A 19,591-nucleotide genomic window follows, 5' to 3' on the forward strand; every position below is an offset into this window, starting at 1 on the left:
CCGGCCTCCTCCACGGCGCCAAACGGTCTGATGGTGTGTTCGGGGGGTGCAGCCCGGTGGCCTGCCCGGATGCGGTCCGGGCAGGCCACCGTAGCGTCACTTCGGGTCCACCCACCAGGCGGTGACGCCCGCCCCGTCCCAGCTGACGATGACCACCAAGAGGCCGCCGGACATGCCGAGTTCGTACTTCCAACGCCCGTTGTCCTGGCACGTGGCAGTCCGAGCACCGATCCTGACGGCGTCCTGCAGTTCCTGCTCGCTGATCTTGCGTTCTGCCATCCGGTCCCAAATGTGCTGCGACATCCGCCTGAGGCTTGTCGGGGCGGGGTTGTTATTGCAGTCCTTCGGTTCCTTGACCGGGGGGCAGCCCTGGCCGTCGTCGCGGCAGCGCATCGGCGAGATCGGCGAGTCCACCAGGGATGCGACCTGCGCCGTCGCCACGGACTGGATCCGGGCCTGGGACGGAGCGGGCGCCGCCTGGGCCGGGACCGCGGTGAGCGCCGCCGCGGAGGCGGCGAGGGCGACGAGCGCGAGCCGGAGGCGCTGCGAGTTGATCATGGGGGCTTCTTCCCTTGTTCCGTGATGTGCGGCCCTGCGGCCGCCTGCAACGAATGTCGCCGGTGGCCGTCCACGCGTGATGAGCAGATGATCGTCGGCTGTGATCAGCCGCGATGGCCGTCCATTCATCGCACGAGGACCGGTCCGCCGCACAGTTGTGGCCATGACCGACGAACTGACCCGCCACCTCCGGGAACTGCCGGCGGACGGCGAGTGGACCGCTCACCGGCGTGAGCCGAGGCACCGCCCGCAGCCTCGCGGAGACGTGCTCCGCGACCGGGGTGGGTCACAAGCGGATTCCGGCAGGGGGAAGCGATGAACCTGGAACAGATGTACGCGTTCTGCTTGGCCGACCCGGTGTTCTTCGACGTGCCGCAGCGCCTGGCGGACGAGGACGAACGCTGGACGCCGCCGCAGGTGGGCGACGCCACCCTGGTGCAGGACGACGCGGACGTATGGGTGCGGGTGTTCTTCGGCCGGCCGCTGCCGCTGCAGGGCTGGAAGATCCACGTATCGGCCGCGGTCCCGGCCGCCCAGGAGGTCCTGGACAGGGCCGCCGCCGTCTGCACCGCCCACCGCGTCGCCTTCAAGTACCTGCGCAGCGGCCGGCTGCTGACGGCCTTCAACTCCAAGTACGCCCACCGCGGTTCCTCGGGGAAGTTCATCGCCGTCTACCCGGCGGACGAAGCGGAGCTGAAGACGCTGCTGGACGCCCTCACGGACGCACTGGACGGGCAGCAGGGCCCGTACATCCTGTCCGACCTGCGCTGGAGCGAGCGCAGCCCGGTGTTCCTGCGGTACGGGGCGTTCGCCGCGCGGTGGGCCCGGGACGGGGGCGACATTCCCGTCCTGGCCATCGCCCGACCGGACGGAAAGCCCGTGCCCGATCCGCGGACCGCGGCGTTCACCCCGCCGCAGTGGGCTCCGATGCCCGGCTTCGTCCGCGACCGCATCGAACGGTTCAGCGCGATCAGCCGCGTCGACCTGCCCTACGAGATCGTGCGGCCGCTGCACTTCTCCAACGGGGGCGGGGTCTACCTGGCCAAGGACCCCGGCAGCGGCGACCTGGTCGTGCTGAAGGAGGCACGGCCCCTGGCAGGGCTCGACGCGCAGGGACTCGACGCCGTCGCCCGCCTGCGGCACGAGCACCGCATGCTCACCGCGCTGGCCGGGACCGGTCTCGTACCGCGTGTGCTGGCCTACGAGACCCACTGGGAACACGACTTCCTCGTACAGGAGTACATCGACGGCGACGCGCTGGCGAAGGCCGGCGTGCTGCGCCTCCCGCTGGTGCGGCCCGGGGCGACACCGCAGACGTACACGGAATACACCCGCTGGTCGCTCTCGGTCCTCGACAAGGTCGCCGCGGCCGCCGCCGCCGTCCACCGGGCCGGGGTCGTCTTCGGCGATCTCCACCCGAACAACATCATCGTGCGCCCCGACGACACCGTCACCTTCATCGACCTGGAAGCCGCCCACCCCATCGGCGAGAAACGCACCGGTCTTCTCGGCGCACCCGGATTCGCGGCGCCCGCCCACGTCACGGGCACCGACATAGACACCTACAGCCTGGCCGCCCTGCGCCTGGGCCAGTTCATCCCGCTGACAGCGCTGTCCGGCCCCGATCCGGCCAAGCCCGGCCAGCTCGCACGATGGGCGCACGAACTCTTCCCCCTTCCGGCCGGCTACGCCCATGACGCCGCAGCCACCATGGCGGCGATCACCGGGACCACCGCACCGGCACCACCCGGCCCCGGACCGGTCGGCAAGGACTGGGAGGAGAACCGGGCGGGGCTCGTCGCGGCGCTCACCGCCTGCGCCACCCCCCACCGGGACGACCGGCTCTTCCCCAACGACCCCGACGGAGCGCGGGAGGGCGGCGGAACCAACCTGTCCCACGGCGCGGCAGGCATCCTGTACGCCCTGCACGCCACGGGCCACGCCGTCGACCCCGCGTGGACCGAATGGCTCACCGCCGCGACGCTGCGGGACACCGACCGCGCGCCCGTCGGCCTCTTCAACGGCTCCTGCGGGGTGGCCACCGTCCTCGACCTCCTGGGACGGCACGAGGAGGCCACCGAGATCCTGGGCCGGGCCCTCGACCGCACCGGCGAACCGACGAGCCTCGGTCTGCTGACCGGACTGCCCGGCACGGGTCTGACCGCGCTCGGCTTCCACGCCCGCCGCGGGGACAGCGGCCACCTCGACCATGCCCGCCGCATCGCCGACCGCGTCGCGGAGCGCATCGAAGCCCCACTCGACCACCCAACCGGCAAGAACCCCGGCGCGGGCCTCACCACCGGAGCGGCCGGAGCCGCGCTGTTCCTCGTCCGCCTGCACGAACGCACCGGCGAGCCCGGATACCTCGACCTCGCCGAGAGGGCACTGCACCGCGACCTCGCTCAGTGCGCGGACGTCGACGGCTCCCTGCAGGTCGACGACGGCTGGCGGTCCGTGCTCTACCTCGGCACCGGATCCACCGGCATCGGACTCGCCCTGGCGGCCTTTTTGAAGCACCGCACCGGCCCGGGCCTCGCGGAGGCCCTCGCCTCGATCCGGCTGGCGGCGCGCGGCCAGTTCACCGTCTTCCCCGGTCTGCTCGACGGCCGCGCCGGACTGCTGTACTTCCTGTCCGCCGTCGGCGACGGCCCCGACGACGACGCCGCGCTCCAAGGCCACCGGCACGACCTGTGGCGGCACGCCGTACCCCACGGCGACGGCCTCGCCTTCCCCGGCAGGCACCTGGTCCGGCTGTCGATGGACCTCGCCACCGGATCGGCCGGAGTGCTCTTGGCGATGGACGGCGCCCAACGCCGCACCGACCATCTCCTCCCCCTACTCGGCGGCCCGGTACCGACCACCGCCGCCTGAAGCCTGCTGCACCGGTCCCGGTCCAGCAAAACCCCGACGCAGAAGGGAGGTGACCGTCATGTCCGTCCTCAACCTGCAGCAGCTGGAGATCGCCGAGGAAGAAGGCGCCGCGCTGCTCGCCAGCGCCATCAGCTACGCGTGCCACGGCACCCTCGCCTGAGCCGTGCCCTGCCTCCGGCGGCAGCGCCCGGCCCGGCCGGGAGGAACCTCCACCGACGGAAAGGAGGTGAACACCATGTCCATCCTCAACCTCCAGCAGCTGGAGATCACCGAGGAGGAAGGCGGCCTGCTGCTCATGAGCAGCGCCAGCTTCCAGTGCCACAACACCAGCTTCCACTGAACCGCGCGTAACTCGCTGGTTCACATGAACGCGGAAAGGAGGTGAATACCATGTCCATCCTCAACCTTCAGCAGCTGGAGATCACCGAGGAGGAAGGCGGCCTGCTGCTCATGAGCAGCGCCAGCTTCCAGTGCCACAACACCAGCTTCCACTAACGCTGGTGACACAACCCTCCGGCTTGGAGTGGTGACGATCCGTTCGCGGATCAGAACGGTCTGCGGGGCCAACGCCCCGCAGGCCGTTCCGTCATGTTCCCGCCCCTGCCCCGCCGAGCGGGCGATCGGCCCCGGGTGAAGGGCGGACCCCGGCCGGGGAAGGGCTCAGGGCATCACCACCCGCTACGTGCATCCGGACCTCGCCACCCGGCGCGCCCGCGCCCCGGCCCCGCCACGCGGCACCAGCTGGTTGTCAGCGGTGTAGCCCCAGCGACCTGGTAGTTGACACTGACAGGCCGTGACGCGCTGGTGCTGACACGAGTGGCGAATAGCCACGTCATTCTCACGCCGACCATCAGACGCGGCTACCAACGCCACGACTACACCGCGTCCCCGACCGTCTGACCTGCGGTTTCAATGAGCGACTCAAGCAAGCGGCTCAACTCTGCAAGGTCGCTCCTCGGCCTCCGCAGCCTCACAGTCTCGCTCCTCGACCCTGACACCGAGGCCAGCATGAGCACTGCGAGCCGCTGGGAGCGGGATACAGCGACGGCGAACAAGGGCCACGAAAGGCTGAGGGAGTGGCGTGCGCGCAGTTCCGAAGTTGAGTCGCTTCAGTCGCTGAAGTGCGGTCCAATGGCTTTTGACCTGCGGTTTTCTAAAGTGACTGAAGCAGCGACTCTTGGTCTCAAACCAGCTTGTCACCTACGCGCAGTGGTAAGTGGCGGTCGGGAGAACCTGGCGGCCCGTTCCCTGGCCGCCCTCGCAGCTGCCACCCCCGCCCCCCGGTACTTCCCGGTTCCCGCTGCCGAAGCGCAGTGGGGCAGGTCCCGTCTTTGAGCCAAGGACGGTACGCAGGCCGTCCGGGGCCGGCCTGCGTAAGTACGCGCCTGCTGGGCTGCTTAAGCGGGTGGGGCGATCATGATTTCGGTGCCGAGGCTGTTCATGCGGGTGTCCTTGTACATGGTGGTCTCGCCGTCGGACCATCGGATGATGAGGTCGTTGGTGAGTCCGTCACCCGTGTACTGACCGGTGGCCATGATCACGCTGTGGGTCCAGGTCTTGTTGGGGCCGTGGATGGGCTGCTCGCTGCCGAGGCCGCCGGTGGTGGTGCCGACGTAGTTGTTGAGCGCGCCGCTGGACCAGCGGACCATGAGGTCCCATTTCTGGTTGCCGGAGTACTGCCCCGCGGTGAGAAGGGTGGCGTCCTTCCAGGTGCTGTTGGGGTCCTTGAGCTTGTATTCCTGGCCCATGGTGCCGGCGCTCACGTTGGTGAAGAGGCTGAGTTCGCCGTCGGACCAGCGGACCATGAGGTCGGTGACGTAGGTGGTGGCGTTGAAGCGGCCGGCGGCTATTTGGGTGGCGTGGCTCCAGATGGATCCGGAGGCCGCCATCTCGGTTCCCCCGTCGAGGCCGTGGGAGCCGACGTCGCCGTGCAGGGTCATCCGGCCGTCGTCCCAGCGGACCATGAGGTCGAACTGGTTGGAGCCGGTGAAGTCGCCGGCGGTGATGGTGGCGGCCGGTTTCCAGCCCGCGTTGGGTGCCAGGAGCTGGCGCTCGGGGCGGAAGCCGCCGTTGCCGTCGCCGGGATAGAGGGTGACCTCGCCGTCGGTCCAGATGACGAGCAGGTCGCTGTGTCCGGTCCCGCTGAAGTCGCCGGAGGCTATCTGCTTGGCGTGCTTCCAGGTGTCGCCGCTGCCGGGCAGGACGGGGCCGTCCGTCGGAGGCTGGTAGGTGCCGCGATGGACGTTCTTCGGTCCGATGCCGTTGTTGGCGTCGTTGTAGAGGTCCTGGGCGTCCTTGCCGTAGAGCGGCGAGTACGAGATCCAGTCGACGTTGGCGTCGTTGCCGCCGCCGTTGTATCCGCCGATGTTGCCGACGACCTGGCCGGTGCGGGCAGCCGCGTTGTATCCCTTGATCCACGGGCTGCCGGAGACGCCGCCGTAGTAGCCGCCGCACTCCATCTGCATCTGCCGAAACCCGTACAGCCGACGGGTTGGCACATCACAGCGGATGGCCTTGTGCTGGCTGTTGTCGCTGGCGCGGGCCGGGTAGCCGACGACCGTCACGTTGTGGTCGTACGACGTCGAGGTGGTGAAAGTGAGGGCGCCGACGACGTCCTCGACCGCGCCCTTGCCATTGGGGGCGACGGTGACGAAGGCGAAGTCCAGGTCCGACTCGGCAGCCTTCGTCTGGCCCGTGTCGGGGTAGCGGTTGTCCTTATAGACATCGCCGACCGCGAAGAGTCCCCACGGCTGGTTGGCCGGGATCTTGAGAAACTGGTACTGCGGCACGAAGACACGGTGTTTGGCCGCGTTCAGGCCGTTCGCACAGTGCCCCGCGGTAAGCACCAGACTCTTTCCCTTGCTACGCACGACGCTGCCGGTGCAGTAGGTGGCGTTTCCACCGACCGGCGTGCCGTCGAAGAAGAACGTCCCCACCATCGGGAGGCCGTCGAAGTGCGCGGCGTGGGGTGTGTCTCGCGGTGCAGCGGCCGGCGAGTTGGGTGCTGATGGAGCTTTGGGCCCGGCGCCGCGGGCGGCGTCGATCGGCTTGGCCTGGGCCATCCGCTCAGCTGTCCAGTACTGCTCGTCCGCGGTTGAGGCCGGGGAGGCAGGGGGTGATTTGGGGGTGGACGCGGAGGGAGAGGGGGGAGCGGATACCGATGGTGCGGCCGGAAGGGGAAGCTGCGAGGCCGAGGGCGTGGAGCGGGGTAAGCCTGAAGGGCTGGGTGTGGGGGGCGACGACGAGGACGAGGCCGAGGGCGAAGGGAGTGTCGTGCCGGTCGGAGAGGGAGCGGCCGACGCCGCCAGGGCAGCGGGGGCGGTGAGTAGCACGGTGCTGGTGCCGAGCGCGAGTGCGGTCAGCCATTTTGATCTCAATGACTTGCTTCCTGAGTGATGACGCCTGGCATCGCAGTGTGTTGGTGCGTCAGTTCGACGAAGAGGGCAGAGTAGGCAGTGGTGTGAAAGATCGTCAACGAATCCAGACAGGCGACAAATGAAGCGATTACGGGCATGGATCGGCGCGGCAGTCCTGACGATTCCGCTGTTCATGTCACTCGGGGCGGAGGGCGTGCAGGCCGCTCCGCTTACGGATGTGCCATTGCCGCTTCAAAGTGGCGCCGACCAGTCGGTTCGGCCTGGAGAGCGGGTCGGCGTCTCGGTGGGCCTGCAGGACGCCGCCGGCAACGGCGACAGGGTCTTCTCCGAAGCGTTCACCGCCGATGGCCGGATGAGGATGAACGATCCGCACGTCACCGCAGTCATGACGATCTCCTGCACCGCGGCGCCCGGGTCCTACGAGGTGCGCATCGGATCAGGCGGGGACCGGAACCCCTCCGAGGTCACGCGGCTCTGGGGGAGCGTCCGGGTGGCTCCGGCTGAAGAGACGGAGCGCGCGGCGTGCGCGAGGCGGGTCTCCGCGCTGCCGCCCGAGCCCCAGGAGGAGCACTGGCCTGCGGATGTGGAGTGGCCCGCGAGCCCATGGGACGTGCGGTCGGTGCGGGCCGGCGGGGAGATGACGGCCACCGACGGCCTGGGGATGGGCGGCGACGGAGGTGTCACGTTGACCTCGTCGGCGTTCACGCGACCAGTGGTCATGTACGGAGCGAAGAGGGTCTCCGCGGTCGTCCGTATCAGGTGCGACGCGAAGCCGGGTCTGTACACGGTGGTCTGGCGAGAGAAGGGGACGCCGTCAAAGGTCTGGGCCCGACTGCGGGTGGAACCCGCAGCCCCTGACTGCCACGACCCTGCCCCTACGCTGGCCGACAGGGTCAAGCGCACGGCCTCCTGGCTGGCGGCAGGCATCTGTGCTGCCGCGCTTGCAGTAGGGGTACTTGCCCTGAAGCGGAGGCGGCGTGCCCATCCTTCCCTGTGATCGTGAAGCGTAGGCGCCGCGCGCTCCGGAAACGAGTGGTAGATGCGGTACGCCCGAGCCGGGTGCGCGTTCCGGTTATGCCTGCCAAACCACAAGAAGGGCGCACGGTTCGGCGATATAGGCGCGTCGTTTACCGTGGCTGAAACGATTCCAGAAATGACTTGAAACGCGGACCCAGAGGCAGGTCGGCCAGGTCGCTGGGACAGATAGGCCCGATGACCCGCCGGATCGTGGCGGGTGCAGCGGTATTCATTACGCCATAGCAGGACGTTGCCCCCGCCCTTCACAGTTCGATCACCGGCGATCCACGCTTCCGAGGAATGACAAAGGCCTCGTTGGTGGCCACCCACGGCTGATGGCGCGGAGGGGATTCAGGCCAAGCCAGCCCTACCAGCTGGCAAGACACGACAGGTTCTGACGATCATCCAGCTGTACAGACGACGCGCTGGTTGGTCAGCGCCCCCGTTGCAAACGCCGACAGGTCCTACATCTACAACAGTTTCAGCGATGACGTCACTGACTGGCATACCGGCGTCGGCTGGGGTGGTGCCATGGCGTGCGACATGGACCAGGACGGGAACTCTGTGAAGGCCCACTTCACGCGGGACGACAACTCCGCACACGAGGCATGGGCGCAGGCGGGAAACGGAACCTGCAACGGCGGATTCGATCTCAGCAGCACCAACCGGGTCAAGAAGCACCGCTCACAGCAGATTCGTGACTGGGCAACCGATCCCTACGGCCCCTGGAAGTACCGGCCCTGATCCAGCACATGCTCATCGCGCGGAGCCGGGATGTTCGGTACACCCGGCTCCGCGCGGCCCGGCTGACAACGAGGAAGCATGAGAACCGACCTGCACGATCGAAAGACGGCCGCAGTAGAAGTGAAAGACCTGCACTACAGCATCGGTGATCGCCGTCTTCTGAACGGGCTCTCCCTTAGTGTTGCTGCCGGGTCATCCGTGGCGGTGACAGGCCCCAGCGGCTCGGGGAAGACAACTCTCCTCTGCTGCCTCAGCGGTCTGATCGCCGCCTCGTCCGGTGTCATCCGCATCGCCGGCGTCGACATCTCCCAGGCATCTGCAGGCGAGCGAGCCGCAATGCGACTGCGCACCGTGGGTACCGTCTATCAGTTCGGTGAGCTGATACCCGAACTGTCGCCCCTGGAGAATGCCGCACTACCGGTCCTGCTTGCCGGAGGCAACGCGAAGAAGGCATACGCGGACGCACAGGGCCTGCTGGATGAACTCGGCGTACAGGAATCCTCATCCAAGAACACCGCATCACTGTCGGGCGGAGAGCGTCAGCGTGTCGCCGTCGCCCGCGCACTCATCGGCAGGCCTTCTGTGGTTCTGGCGGACGAACCCACTGGTTCCCTCGACCAGCGCACGGGCGACGTCGTCGCTGATCTACTGTTCGGCCTGCCCACCCGCTTTCAGTGTGCGCTGATCGTGGTCACCCACAATCCTCAAATTGCCGCCCGCGCCGACCGGACGCTTGAACTCACCGAAGGGCGCCTGCTTACGGACTCGGAGGGTCGCAGGTGAGCAGGCACGTGGCCATGCTGCGACTCGGTCACCGGGTAGGAATGTCGAGCGGCGTATCCGCCCTGGTTCACCGCTTCGGACTGTTCGCGGCATCCTTCCTCGTACTGTGGGTGGCCTGGAGCCTCCTGGCCGTGGATGCCAGTCTGGCCGCTCGTCAAGAACGACAGGACGCCCGTTCCCCGGTCATGGCCGAGCAGAGCCAAGAAGCGGTAGCCCTATGGCTGGAGCGCCCGGACTACGCCGATGGTCAGGCCATTTCGGTCATCTTCCTGGAGCCACTCCAGCCAGATGCCAGTCCGCCGCCAGGCCTTGATAGGTGGCCTGAAAAGGGCGAGGCTTTTCTTTCGCCTCAGGCTGCAAAGCAGGCGGCCGGCGCTCTCATCTCCCGCTACGGCACGATGGGTGGGATCATCGGGCGAACGGGACTCACCGAACCCAATGAGTTGCTGGTGTACACCCGCTCTCCCATCGAAGGAATCTTCGGCGAAATATCGGGCTTCGGGCATCCGAATTCTCAGTTCATCGACTACTTCACCGTGAGCCACCAGTTCGAACGTTCCTCCGGTGACCTCTGGATACTCCTCCTGCTGTTCACCGTGATGCCGGCCGCTGCCTCTCTCATGGTCGTGGTCCGCGGCGGCGCGGAGCTGAGAGACCGCCGAATCTCGATGCTCGAGGCTCTGGGAGCTTCATCTGCAGCGCGCCTGCTGGTGGTCACCGGTGAAGCTGCGGCCCCTGTACTGGCGGGCTCGCTCCTGGCAGCAGCCGCTGCGTGGGCCACGACCCTGTGGGACACCGCCCTCCCCTTCACCGGGTACACCGTCTCGGCTGGTGATGTGGCCTCACTGCGCATATGGACCCCCCTGCTGATTCTTGTCGCGGCCACCCTCGTACTGGGGATCAGCGCGCTGCGCTACGTGATACCCCCCAAGCGAACTACCACCCGCCCACAGCAGGCCAGAGCCACGCCCGGACGGACGGTATGGGTGCTATCCGGAATCGGATCCTCCCTGTGCCTGTACGGAACATGGCGAGCAGACGGTCCGGGACGGGTCGTCTTCTTCTTCGGAGTCATGCTCGTACTCGCAGTCCTCCCCATCCTTGCCGGACGCCTGTCAGGCTCTCTCGGATCGGCGATCGCCTCGCATTCCCTTCGTCGAGGCGATGCAGCAGGACTCATCGCCGGCCGGTGGCTCGCCGCCAGACCCGTGGTCCTCGCCGTACTCAGTGCGGCAATGATCCTGGGGCTAGGCCTCACCACCCTGGGCCAAGTCGTCACCAGCCAGCTCGAAGGACCGGAAATCGTTGCCAAGCGCTTGGCCGGCGTAAACAACCGCAACGCCGTCTTGATCAAGGCATCAGGTGATCCATCCCGCTTCGACCAGCTCCGCCAGCAGCTCCCAGACCATCCCACAGCCCTCATCTACCGCGAGGGCGGCCGCACGGTACTGTCCGCCGACTGCAACTCACTGGCATTCTTCGGAGCACTCACCACCTGCCCCAGGGCTGTCACAGAGCTGACTGACGCGATATCGACCGTTGAGACCACGCCCCGCACAGCACTGGCAGTGCTCGGCCTCTCACCGGACATGGTGAGCATCACCACCCAACGCCCAGCCATCACCGACCCCGCAAACATCTCCCTCGTGGTCTTCAACACCTCCGGCGGAATCGGAGCCGATCAAATCTGGGATGCCGCCTACCGGACGCTGGGATTCCCCATGCTTGACGTGCCGGTGGAGTCCGGGATGCTGGGCGCGCAAGCCCGGAGCGACTACGTCAAGTGGGTGTTGGATGCCGCACTGATCGGCCTGCTTGCCCTGGTCCTCGCGGGAATCGTGGGTGCAGCCTCCGTATTCGACGACCAGGCACGAAGCCTCGGCCCCGTGGCCTCGTTCCGAAGCGACAGAAACTTCTACCTGAGGGTGGCCCTCTGGAACCTCTCCGTTCCTCTCGTTGTCGTGGGAGCAGGCGCCGGAGTGGCTACGTACCTACTCGGCCAGATGCTGCTCTCCATCGGTGACGGAGGTGAACTCTCCGCCGGGCTCGTGGCCGTCGGCTCCCTCAGTATCGCCGTCGGCGGTGTCATCATCGCCGCCATATGCGCTGAGATCGCGACACGCCGGAGCCGAATCTGGCGCCCCACAAACGACTGACGCAACAACTCTTCACCCCCTGTCCGTGCCTCCGACCTTCCGCCGACAGCGTCGTCCACGGCACGCGGTACCGGGGGATCACCACACAGGGAATGCCCGAGGTGACGGGTGGCGGCGGGAGCAGTGGGGCTGTCGGCGTACTGGATGATGGAGACCTCGCCGTCGGTGTACGCGGCGACGTAGACGGCGGCGCCGACCTCGTCGCGCAGGAATGCGAGCGTCTCGCGCAGCAGCGCGCCCGCGGTCCGTCCGGACTCGGCGAGCTGGAGGGAGGAGCCTGCGGCGTAGACGCCCGGGGCCACCGGGTTGGCCAGCTGGGTGCGGACCAGGTGCTCGATGGCGTGAGCGAGGTGGAGCTGGGGCAGGCCGGCCTCCCGGGCGATCTGCGTCCGCGAAACACCTTCGGTGTAGCGGTGGTGATGACCCCCAGGACGCGCAGGGTCCTCTGGGCGGCCTCCGGCTGGGTGTTGACCGGCTGGAGCCGCTTAGGCCGCTCCGCCACCGCCCTCCGGCTTACCACCGTCACCAGCAGCGGACTGCTGCCGGACGACCTGCACCAGATGGGCGTTTACTACCTCGCCAAGACCCACCGCGATCTCGGCGATTCCACGGCCTCCCGCCACGGGATGCAGCTCGTCGCCGGCGGCGGCCGCCTCGCCCCCGCCGCCCGCCGGGGCCTGGCCCGCCTCGCCGACGACTTCCCCACCGCGTACGAAACCGCGCGCACCCTCGGATGGGCCGGCCGCCAACACCGCGTCGAAGGCGACATCCTCTGGCCCCACGGCGACATGAACCGCGCGGCCGCCGCCTACATCGCTGCATGCGACCACGCCGAGCACCACGGCGTCGCCGGAGAACGTGCCACCAGCCAGGCCCAGCGCGCTCTCGTGCTCGCCTTCACCGACCCGACACCGCGGACGACGAACTCCACCTTGCCGAACAGCTCCTCACCGGCCTCGACCTCCGCGCCACGAGCTTCACGGTGAGGATCGCGTCGCTCGTCCGTGATGCGGGTGCCCTCCCCGACCTTGAGGCAGCCCGAGCGCTGCGTGCCGAGATCCGCGACACCAGCATCACTGCGGCCGAAGCCGTCCTCGAGCTCGCCTTCCACCACGCCATCCAAGGCGAGGAGGACAAGCTCCGCGCCGTCATCAGCCGACTGCGCGAACTCGCGAGGACCGGTGACTGCGCCTACTACACCGAAATCGCCCACTTCATGGCCGGCCTGCCTCTGCCCGCACCGTCTTCCACGATCTGGTGCGACGACCCGGATTCCGTGCGTTCCCGCTGGCACCAGGTCGTCCAGGACCGTCGAACGCGGCTCGGCACAGCCCAGTAGGCCAGACAGGCCGCCTGGCAGGGGACGGGCCGCAGAGGGCGCCGAGCGAACTGCGGATCGAATCCCTCACGGACCAGACGACCTGGCTGCCGCCACGGTCACGTACAGCGGCGCGTCGGCGCCCTCACCACTTCGTGGCGAGTTCGTCGAGGGGGTCCTCGACGTGGGCACGGTTGATGCGGTCCGCGGCCGCGATGGCGTCGGTGATCCAGGCACGGGCGCGCAGGGTGCTGCCGAGATGGGTGGCGAGGGCCGTGGCGATGTCCTTGAGGCGGGCGTCGCGGTTGAAGACGTCGAGGACGAACGCGGCGAGCGGTTCGAAGTCGCCGTCCTGGGCCTCCTGAACGGCGGAGGACATGGTCGAGCGTATGCGGTAGATGCCTGCGGCTTCCTTCAGTCCGCGCCAGAACCGGGCGTCGTCGTGGCCGGGAAGGCCGTTGAGGAGGGCGGCGAGCTGCTGCTCGTCGTCGGTCACGGTCGGCTCCTTCACATAGACGTCCGGCCAGTATCGAAGCCCGAGATCACGGAGGGAGTCGTTTCTGGGCAATGGGGCTACAGCTTCACCGCCTCCGCCCCGGCCACATGCGCCCTGGGCCTGCTGCGCGACCCGGATGTGTCAGAACCGGATCCGGCGGAGTGGCTGCCGCCGTCCACGGAGGCGCTGTGCCGGTATGGCGCGGAGTGGATCGCGGCGAAGCCCCGCTGGAGCCTGGCCGTCGACGAGGCGGAGCGGGGGACATCGCGGCCGGCTGCGGCAGCCCGGGGGTGAGGGTCGCCACCTCGACGGGTGGCGACCCTTCGTCATTCTCCGGAGTTCTGGTGTGGCGTTCAGGTCGTCGCCAGCGAAGCCGTCCAGCGCCGGAGCTGATCGGCCCCTGCTGGGACGGTCAGTTCATCCGCTTCAGATCTCGGCGGCTCATGCCGAACAGCACATTCGGCTGCTCGTACTTGAAGGGGTAGCCAGCGATGAGCGCCGCGGCGATGAACACGCCGTTGGCGACGTACGTGCGCGTCGTCCGCTCCATCACGTGTTTCACGTAGTAGCTGCTGGCGGTAGGAGTCTTGATCGGCGTGATGTTCTCCCGCAGCCACGCGGTCGTCTCCATCACCATGGCCTCGTCCTCCGCCAACCGCTCGCGGTCGGCGGCGAGCTCGGCCTTGCGCTGCTCGGTCGTCTTGCGCAGAGGGTCGTAGACGCCGATACCGAAGCGGCTGAGCAGTGGGTGCTGCTGCATCACCTCGACCAAGGTGGGTGAAGTGATCTGTCGGCGGGCCACCAGATACGGCGTTCCGGTGGCTGCCTGGTGGGCGCGAACCTCGACCTTGCGGCGACGGTCCCGGGTCATCGTGCACTCCATTTTGCGGGACGTCCCACGTCCACCCCGCCATGGACAATTGGATGACCTGGCGTGCAGCGCGATTCGGGGAACCTTGTCTTCGCCGCCACGGTGGACGTGGGCCACCATGACTCGGAGCGGGCAGGCGTATCTGCCGTGCGCAGCATATGCCCTTTCTCGGTCCCGTTTCCCCAACGGCCATGGTGAGCACGGGTAGACCGCGCTGCAGCAGAGATTCTTGATCACCTTGGCGACTCGGCGCGGCCGGGTGGGACGCCGAGTCCGCCGGCCCGACAGGAACTCTGCGGTGTCGGGCCGTGAGTCAGGGGTGGAGGTACGCTGGTCCATCCGCAAGCTCGCCGATCACCTGCGGCGCGACATAGCCAGGCCCGTCCGGATCGGCCGGGAGGCACTGCGGTGCTTACTGGCCCGCCGAGGCATTACCTTCCAGCGCACGAAGACCTGGAAGGAATCCCCGGACCGGACTTCGACGCCAAGCTGAACCGGATCGAGTACGCGATCAACAAACGGCCCGACCGCACGTTCGCCTTCGACGAGTTCGGCCCGCTGGGTATCCGTCCGACAGCCGGTTCCTGCTGGGCCAAGGAGAACCGGCCCGAGCCGACTGCCGGCCACCTACCGCCGCACCCACGGAATCACCTACTCCCACGGCTGCTACTCAGTCGGGGACGATCAGATGTGGGCATCAACCGCCGCCGCAAGGGCATCGACCGCACCTGGGCGGACTTGAGGACGATTCGAGCCGCCCGCCCGCCCGGACGGCGGCGGCCCGATCTACGTGATCCTCGACAACCTCTCCGCCCACACGAACTGGCGGATGAAGAAGTGGGCGGTGCGGAACAAAGTCGAGCTGTGCTTCACCCCTACATACGCCTCTTGGGCCAACCCCATCGAAGCCCACTTCGGACCGCTACGACAGTTCACCCTCGCCAACTCCCACCACCCCAACCACACCGTCCAGACGCGGGCCCTGCACGCCTACCTGCGCTGGCGCAACAAGAACGCCCGCCACCCCGACGTTCTCGCAGCACAACGACGCGAACGCGCCCGCAATCGCAGTGAGAAAGGCATCCGCTGGGGCGGCAAACCACTACGAACAGCAGCCTGACCACCCAACCCGGCGCGCCAGGCGGTCACAGCACTAGCCTCTCCTGTCATGAGCGATTCGCAGCAGCATCTTCTTGCCTGGCTACAGGACTGGTACGCGAAGCAGTGCGACGGCGACTGGGAGCACGAGTGGGGTGTGAAGATCGCCACGCTCGACAACCCTGGCTGGACCGTCGAAATCGATCTAGAGGAGACGGACCTGGAGGGATGCGAGTACCCCCGCCAGGACGTCAATCGCAGCACCCAGGACTGGGTCTGGGCCTGGACCGCTGAGAAGACTTTCCACGCCGCGTGCGGCCCGGGGAACCTTAGCGAGGCCCTTGCGATTTTTCGTACGTGGGCGACCACCAACGCTCCCTGATGCTACAGAGCCAGATACAGGGACCCGGTGAACCTTTGCGGTCAGAGCACTACGCAATGCAGGCTCCCAGCGGCTGTCCGACAGCTGAGGCGTCCGCCTGCGGACGGCTTGCCGGGTGGTCGTAGACTCGCGCGCCATGGAAGAGATGTTCGAGCTGGGGGCCATCAGTTGCCCGTCCGGCACCCTAGTGCTCATTGACGGTGGTTACCTGGGGCTGTGGAGCGGGGACCAGTCGCCGGCGGACATCGATCCGGCTTCCTTGCGTATTGAAGACGCTGCGATGGCCGCCGACGTCACGGGCGCCATTGACTTCCCGGTCACCGGGCCGGACGCCTCCGAAGCCGTTCGGAGCTTTGTCACCCGGCAGGGTTAACGTCTGCCTGCCGGCGGCGCCAGTTAACGACGGCGGCGGACGCCCAGACCCAGCGGTGCGAATACTTGACGGTGCGTCATGCTGACGGGGAGTCTTCCCGTGCGCCGGTCTCGGGTTCGCTGGTTGGAGGCGGGCTGAGCCTGAGCGTCACGACATAGGCGACCACGACCGTGACGATCACCAGCGGCATGACGGTGAGGCTCTGCGCCCCCAGCAGCAGGGTGGCCAGCAGCACCGAGGTCAACGGGAGCCTGAGCATGGCGACCGACATGGCGCCGATGCCCATGGCGAACGCGGAGGTCAAAGACAGCCATGGGAGATGCGAGAGAGCGATCCCGCCCGCCGCTCCCAGGAACATCGCCGGGAAGATCGGGCCTCCCCGGAAGGAGCTCAGTGAGACGCAGTAGGCCAGCCCCTTGCAGGCGACAAGCAACGTCAGGGTGCCGGCGGTGTAGTCGGCGCTGTTCGCGAGCAGCGGGCCCAGAGCGCTCTGCCCCGAGTACAGCACCTCGGTCGCGGCTTTCCCGGAGCCTTCGGCGTAGGCGATCGCGAGCCCTGCGATCGCCAGGCCCATCAGCACGGTGGCGGGGACCCGGTGCCGTTCGACCCGCGGCTGCAGCAGCAGGGCGAGCCGTCGGATGCCCGTGCCCGCGAGGGCCGCCGCGAATCCGATGACCAGTGCCCAGCCGAACTCGGCACCTGTGGGCGAGTTGGCGTGCGGTACGTCCTGAATCGCAAGGGAGTACGTGCCGAGGCCGGTCCAGTTGTCCAGGCCGACGAAGACGAGCGAGCCGATGCCGGCGGCGAGCAGGCCCGGCACCAACACGATCCCGAGCATCGGCCCGCCGATGCCCGACACCTCCATCAGCAGGAAGGCTCCCGTGATGGGCGATCCGAACAGGGTGCTGACCGCGGCGAAGCTTCCCGCGGCTCCGACCACGGCCTCGCCCTGCGGCTGCACGTCCGGCTTGAGCAGGCGTACCACCCAGACGGCCACGCCGCTGCCGAGCATGATGAGCGGCGCCTCGGGTCCGAGGACCGCGCCGAGGCCCAGCGTGGCCACGGCCGCGAGGAGGATCCCGGGGAGCTCGAGCGGCTTCGGCGCACCTGCCGTCGACAGCCCCTCGGCCGGCTTGTGGCCGCCCGTCCCCGGAAGGTAGCGGATGGTCATTGCGACCAGCAGGCCTGCCACCGCGAGAAGAGGCAGGGGCCACCAGGCTGGGGTCTCCTGAAAGCCCAGCGCCTTGGGCAGGTCGGTGTAGGTCCAGGGCTGAAGCTCATCGACCAGCGCGAGGAAGCCGTACGCCCCTGCGGAGATCGGCACTCCGAGCACCGCGGCCATTACCAGAAGACCGATATAGCCGCGGGTCCTGACCTGGGCGAAGGGATCCGGCGACGGCGTCCCTGATACCCCGGCAGGACTCTCGGCCGACATGCGGATCAACTCCTCGGCATCGACGTCCGTCGGAAACTCGGCGGTTCACCGGCGTCACTCTGCGTTGATATCACGTGACACAGTCACGCACCGTGCGGGCTCACCGGCGATCCGAAGTGGTGGAGCGGCCCTCATTCAGGCGAGTCAGAGGCCATGCCCGGTGGTTCGTCCGACGGGTCCTGCGCCGCAGGCGGACCGGTCGCGGCTTGGGGGATGCGGACTGCGCGCGCCTGCCAAGGCCTGCGCTGACGGCGCCCAGGATGACACGCACGGCGGCGCCGACCAGGACCATGCCCCCCAGCATCTGCACCATCACCACGCATCGGGACACCCCGGTCTTGGCTGTGATGTCGCCGAAGCCCACGGTGGAAAGCACTGTCACCGTGAAGTACAGGGCATCCGTTCTGCTCAACGACTCGCTGAAGAAGCCGGGCTGGCTCCCCTCCATGAGGAAGTAGCTTGCCGTGAACAGCGAAATGAACAGCGGGAAGATGGTCGCGAGCGCCTCGATGGCTTTCAGCCGGGGATACGGGAACGGGTGATCGAACGTGTCTGCCAGGCGACGAGGGCGGACACTGCGAGCAGACCGATGACCAGCACGACCACCGTTGCGGTGGTGAAGGGCCTCGTCCAAGGGCAGTGTGCAGTAGTCCGCCACCAGACCCGCGGCGGTCAGCACCGGCCGCAGCGGTGCGCGCAGCACGGGAAGGGACCGCTTCCGTGCGGGAAGGTCCTCAAGTCCCGGCGGTCGCTTCATCCCGCTGCCCCGTCGGCTCCGGCGGGGGCGGCCGGCGCGGGTACCGCTCGGCCCAGCCCTCCACGCAGACCGCCGGCGCGCTGCGCGACGACGGGATGTCTGCCGAAGCGGTGGCCACCGCGCTCGGGACCACCCGCTCCGAGGCCCTGGTCCTGCTCCTGACCGCGCAGGACAGCTAACGGCACGCACCCCGGCCCAGAGTCCGCCTTGTTGCCAGGAGTGGGGCGTGGGATGGGGTGAAGGCCGTAGAAGAGAACGCTGGGGTCTCTGGTCTGTTGCAGCAGGCGAAGCCGCCGACTGATCATGCGGCTCGTCGCCGTGTCCTGTCGGCCTGCGGCTCGGCGGGCGTGTGAATGCAGAGCGTGTCGGCCGCGGACCTTGATCACCCCGGTCTACGGTGGATCCGAGGTCCGGCGCCGTGTCATCCCGAGCGAGCGTCCCAGGCGCGGTCGTCGAGGCCGTCGGGACAAGCCGCCCCGTACGCCTTCACCCGCAAGGAGCGGTACATGAATCCCACACCAAGGACGACCGGCAGCATCCGCAACGCCGACACCGTATGAGCTCGGCGGCACATGCGATCTGAGCTGCCACCGGGCCCGGGAAGCAATCGGCCGTGACCGGACCGAACCCGTCCGACACGGACCGTATGAGCCCGCGCGAGCCGCATCCGAGATCTGCTGTCCGCACGGAGAGCCGCTGGCCGATGGCCGCAGCGGTCATCGCATCGGCGGTCCTCACCCTGCTTCTGCCCGACGACCTGCGTCTTGGACCCCGATGGGCGCTTCCCCTAGCCGAAGGCCTCCTGCTGGTGGCGCTGATCTCGGGAGACCCCGGGCGGATCAGCCGCCGCTCCACCGTCCTGCGCTCGGTGGCGATCGCCCTGGTCGTCGTGCTCGTGGGCAGCGCCGTCTGGTCGACCGTCCAGCTGATCGACGACCTCATCCACGGCGGGCACGAGACCAACTCCGCCAATGCCCTCCTGCTGGCCGGCGGCAGCGTCTGGTCCTCCACCGTTCTCGCCTTCTCCCTGCTGTACTTCGAACTCGACAGCGGAGGGCCGGCCGCCCGGGCCCACCACATGCCACCCACTCCGGCGCTCGCCTTTCCCCAACATCTCAGCCCCGAACTGAACGCCCCGCACTGGCGCCCCCACTACATCGACTACCTCTACCTCGGGTTCACCAATTCCACCGCGCTGAGCCCCACCGACGTCATGCCACTCGCTCCCTGGGCCAAGAGCGTCATGACCCTCCAGTCCGTCCTCTCCCTCATGATCCTTGGACTCGTCGTCGCCAGGGCCGTGAACGTCCTCGCCTGAGTCGGCGGGCCGCACCGCGGCCTGAGGAACGGAGCCC

20 protein-coding genes and 1 pseudogene are annotated in these 19,591 nt (G+C 68.1%); 15 read left to right on the top strand and 6 right to left on the bottom strand.

The features are described from left to right. Positions 1-96: 96 nt before the first annotated feature. The gene (locus ACFY04_RS28715; protein WP_389121016.1) at positions 97-558 is read right to left on the bottom strand and encodes a hypothetical protein; all 462 of its coding nucleotides are present in this window, start codon (positions 556-558) and stop codon (positions 97-99) included. Positions 559-873: 315 nt separating this feature from the next. On the opposite strand from ACFY04_RS28715, the gene lanKC reads away from it, so the two are divergent. From lanKC to ACFY04_RS28735, 4 genes are all read left to right on the top strand, one after another. After that, positions 874-3,429, top strand: coding sequence for a class III lanthionine synthetase LanKC (lanKC, locus tag ACFY04_RS28720; protein WP_389121018.1), 2,556 nt, complete (start codon positions 874-876; stop codon positions 3,427-3,429). A 58-nt stretch (positions 3,430-3,487) separates the two neighbouring features. Continuing rightward, on the top strand, positions 3,488-3,589 hold the full coding sequence (locus ACFY04_RS28725) for a class III lanthipeptide (RefSeq protein WP_327380617.1): 102 nt from the start codon (positions 3,488-3,490) through the stop codon (positions 3,587-3,589). Between the two features lie 75 nt (positions 3,590-3,664). Beyond that, positions 3,665-3,769 (top strand): class III lanthipeptide, encoded by a 105-nt coding sequence (locus ACFY04_RS28730; protein ID WP_327380615.1) that lies wholly within the window; start codon positions 3,665-3,667, stop codon positions 3,767-3,769. 50 nt (positions 3,770-3,819) lie between these two features. After that, the gene (locus ACFY04_RS28735; RefSeq protein ID WP_327380615.1) at positions 3,820-3,924 is read left to right on the top strand and encodes a class III lanthipeptide; all 105 of its coding nucleotides are present in this window, start codon (positions 3,820-3,822) and stop codon (positions 3,922-3,924) included. 902 nt (positions 3,925-4,826) lie between these two features. On the opposite strand, the gene ACFY04_RS28740 is transcribed toward ACFY04_RS28735, so the two are convergent. Then, positions 4,827-6,980, bottom strand: a complete 2,154-nt coding sequence (locus ACFY04_RS28740; RefSeq protein ID WP_389121020.1) for a trypsin-like serine peptidase — start codon at positions 6,978-6,980, stop codon at positions 4,827-4,829. Here ACFY04_RS28740 and ACFY04_RS28745 point away from each other — a divergent pair. From ACFY04_RS28745 to ACFY04_RS28770, 6 genes are all read left to right on the top strand, one after another. Then, positions 6,925-7,803, top strand: coding sequence for a hypothetical protein (locus ACFY04_RS28745; protein ID WP_389121152.1), 879 nt, complete (start codon positions 6,925-6,927; stop codon positions 7,801-7,803). The two genes, ACFY04_RS28740 and ACFY04_RS28745, sit on opposite strands and share 56 nt — an antisense overlap. Before the next feature lie 449 nt (positions 7,804-8,252). Then, positions 8,253-8,567 (top strand): hypothetical protein, encoded by a 315-nt coding sequence (locus tag ACFY04_RS28750; protein WP_389121022.1) that lies wholly within the window; start codon positions 8,253-8,255, stop codon positions 8,565-8,567. Positions 8,568-8,645: 78 nt separating this feature from the next. Continuing rightward, the gene (locus ACFY04_RS28755; protein WP_389121024.1) at positions 8,646-9,350 is read left to right on the top strand and encodes an ABC transporter ATP-binding protein; all 705 of its coding nucleotides are present in this window, start codon (positions 8,646-8,648) and stop codon (positions 9,348-9,350) included. A gap of 185 nt (positions 9,351-9,535) precedes the next feature. Next, entirely contained in the window at positions 9,536-11,506 is a 1,971-nt protein-coding gene (locus ACFY04_RS28760; protein ID WP_389121026.1) for a hypothetical protein, read from the top strand. Between the two features lie 92 nt (positions 11,507-11,598). Next, entirely contained in the window at positions 11,599-12,492 is an 894-nt protein-coding gene (locus ACFY04_RS28765) for a hypothetical protein (protein ID WP_389121028.1), read from the top strand. Then, positions 12,489-12,845, top strand: a complete 357-nt coding sequence (locus tag ACFY04_RS28770) for a hypothetical protein (protein ID WP_389121030.1) — start codon at positions 12,489-12,491, stop codon at positions 12,843-12,845. Before ACFY04_RS28765 ends, ACFY04_RS28770 begins: the two co-directional genes overlap by 4 nt. Positions 12,846-12,969: 124 nt before the next feature. On the opposite strand, the gene ACFY04_RS28775 is transcribed toward ACFY04_RS28770, so the two are convergent. Beyond that, positions 12,970-13,320 carry a hypothetical protein gene (locus ACFY04_RS28775; protein ID WP_389121033.1) on the bottom strand — a complete coding sequence of 117 codons (351 nt, stop codon included), beginning with the start codon at positions 13,318-13,320 and terminating at the stop codon, positions 12,970-12,972. Positions 13,321-13,732: 412 nt separating this feature from the next. Beyond that, positions 13,733-14,191 (bottom strand): hypothetical protein, encoded by a 459-nt coding sequence (locus tag ACFY04_RS28780; RefSeq protein WP_389121035.1) that lies wholly within the window; start codon positions 14,189-14,191, stop codon positions 13,733-13,735. Between the two features lie 328 nt (positions 14,192-14,519). On the opposite strand from ACFY04_RS28780, the pseudogene ACFY04_RS28785 reads away from it, so the two are divergent. The 3 genes and pseudogenes from ACFY04_RS28785 to ACFY04_RS28795 all read left to right on the top strand — a co-directional run. Then, positions 14,520-15,311 (top strand): annotated as a pseudogene (locus ACFY04_RS28785) (IS630 family transposase); the annotation flags it as partial. 48 nt (positions 15,312-15,359) lie between these two features. Then, entirely contained in the window at positions 15,360-15,671 is a 312-nt protein-coding gene (locus ACFY04_RS28790; protein ID WP_389121037.1) for an immunity 53 family protein, read from the top strand. A 136-nt stretch (positions 15,672-15,807) separates the two neighbouring features. Beyond that, positions 15,808-16,044: a hypothetical protein gene (locus ACFY04_RS28795; RefSeq protein ID WP_389121040.1), complete on the top strand. Its 237-nt coding sequence runs from the start codon at positions 15,808-15,810 to the stop codon at positions 16,042-16,044. 76 nt (positions 16,045-16,120) lie between these two features. Here the strand turns inward: ACFY04_RS28795 and ACFY04_RS28800 are convergent, their stop codons facing one another. Both ACFY04_RS28800 and ACFY04_RS28805 read right to left on the bottom strand, forming a co-directional pair. After that, positions 16,121-17,479: a chloride channel protein gene (locus tag ACFY04_RS28800; RefSeq protein WP_389121042.1), complete on the bottom strand. Its 1,359-nt coding sequence runs from the start codon at positions 17,477-17,479 to the stop codon at positions 16,121-16,123. Between the two features lie 100 nt (positions 17,480-17,579). Next, the gene (locus ACFY04_RS28805) at positions 17,580-18,182 is read right to left on the bottom strand and encodes a potassium channel family protein (protein WP_389121045.1); all 603 of its coding nucleotides are present in this window, start codon (positions 18,180-18,182) and stop codon (positions 17,580-17,582) included. A 17-nt stretch (positions 18,183-18,199) separates the two neighbouring features. Between ACFY04_RS28805 and ACFY04_RS28810 the strand changes: the two genes are divergently transcribed. After that, the gene (locus ACFY04_RS28810) at positions 18,200-18,415 is read left to right on the top strand and encodes a hypothetical protein (protein WP_389121046.1); all 216 of its coding nucleotides are present in this window, start codon (positions 18,200-18,202) and stop codon (positions 18,413-18,415) included. Between the two features lie 524 nt (positions 18,416-18,939). After that, positions 18,940-19,554, top strand: a complete 615-nt coding sequence (locus ACFY04_RS28815) for a hypothetical protein (protein ID WP_389121048.1) — start codon at positions 18,940-18,942, stop codon at positions 19,552-19,554. Positions 19,555-19,591 lie beyond the last annotated feature (37 nt).

Source organism: Streptomyces sp. NPDC001549 (genome assembly GCF_042894025.1).
Taxonomy (GTDB): Bacteria; Actinomycetota; Actinomycetes; order Streptomycetales; family Streptomycetaceae; genus Streptomyces; species Streptomyces kutzneri.

What these genes read in the sequence shown, in the direction of transcription:
- ACFY04_RS28730 (WP_327380615.1), top strand. Translation starts at nt 3,665, where the DNA reads ATGTCCATCCTCAACCTCCAGCAGCTGGAGATCACCGAGGAGGAAGGC.
- ACFY04_RS28745 (WP_389121152.1), top strand. Translation starts at nt 6,925, where the DNA reads ATGAAGCGATTACGGGCATGGATCGGCGCGGCAGTCCTGACGATTCCG.
- lanKC (WP_389121018.1), top strand. Translation starts at nt 874, where the DNA reads ATGAACCTGGAACAGATGTACGCGTTCTGCTTGGCCGACCCGGTGTTC.
- ACFY04_RS28790 (WP_389121037.1), top strand. Translation starts at nt 15,360, where the DNA reads ATGAGCGATTCGCAGCAGCATCTTCTTGCCTGGCTACAGGACTGGTAC.
- ACFY04_RS28780 (WP_389121035.1), bottom strand. Translation starts at nt 14,191, where the DNA reads ATGACCCGGGACCGTCGCCGCAAGGTCGAGGTTCGCGCCCACCAGGCA.
- ACFY04_RS28765 (WP_389121028.1), top strand. Translation starts at nt 11,599, where the DNA reads ATGCCCGAGGTGACGGGTGGCGGCGGGAGCAGTGGGGCTGTCGGCGTA.
- ACFY04_RS28715 (WP_389121016.1), bottom strand. Translation starts at nt 558, where the DNA reads ATGATCAACTCGCAGCGCCTCCGGCTCGCGCTCGTCGCCCTCGCCGCC.
- ACFY04_RS28795 (WP_389121040.1), top strand. Translation starts at nt 15,808, where the DNA reads ATGGAAGAGATGTTCGAGCTGGGGGCCATCAGTTGCCCGTCCGGCACC.
- ACFY04_RS28755 (WP_389121024.1), top strand. Translation starts at nt 8,646, where the DNA reads ATGAGAACCGACCTGCACGATCGAAAGACGGCCGCAGTAGAAGTGAAA.
- ACFY04_RS28725 (WP_327380617.1), top strand. Translation starts at nt 3,488, where the DNA reads ATGTCCGTCCTCAACCTGCAGCAGCTGGAGATCGCCGAGGAAGAAGGC.
- ACFY04_RS28740 (WP_389121020.1), bottom strand. Translation starts at nt 6,980, where the DNA reads ATGAACAGCGGAATCGTCAGGACTGCCGCGCCGATCCATGCCCGTAAT.
- ACFY04_RS28735 (WP_327380615.1), top strand. Translation starts at nt 3,820, where the DNA reads ATGTCCATCCTCAACCTTCAGCAGCTGGAGATCACCGAGGAGGAAGGC.
- ACFY04_RS28760 (WP_389121026.1), top strand. Translation starts at nt 9,536, where the DNA reads ATGGCCGAGCAGAGCCAAGAAGCGGTAGCCCTATGGCTGGAGCGCCCG.
- ACFY04_RS28815 (WP_389121048.1), top strand. Translation starts at nt 18,940, where the DNA reads ATGGCCGCAGCGGTCATCGCATCGGCGGTCCTCACCCTGCTTCTGCCC.
- ACFY04_RS28800 (WP_389121042.1), bottom strand. Translation starts at nt 17,479, where the DNA reads ATGTCGGCCGAGAGTCCTGCCGGGGTATCAGGGACGCCGTCGCCGGAT.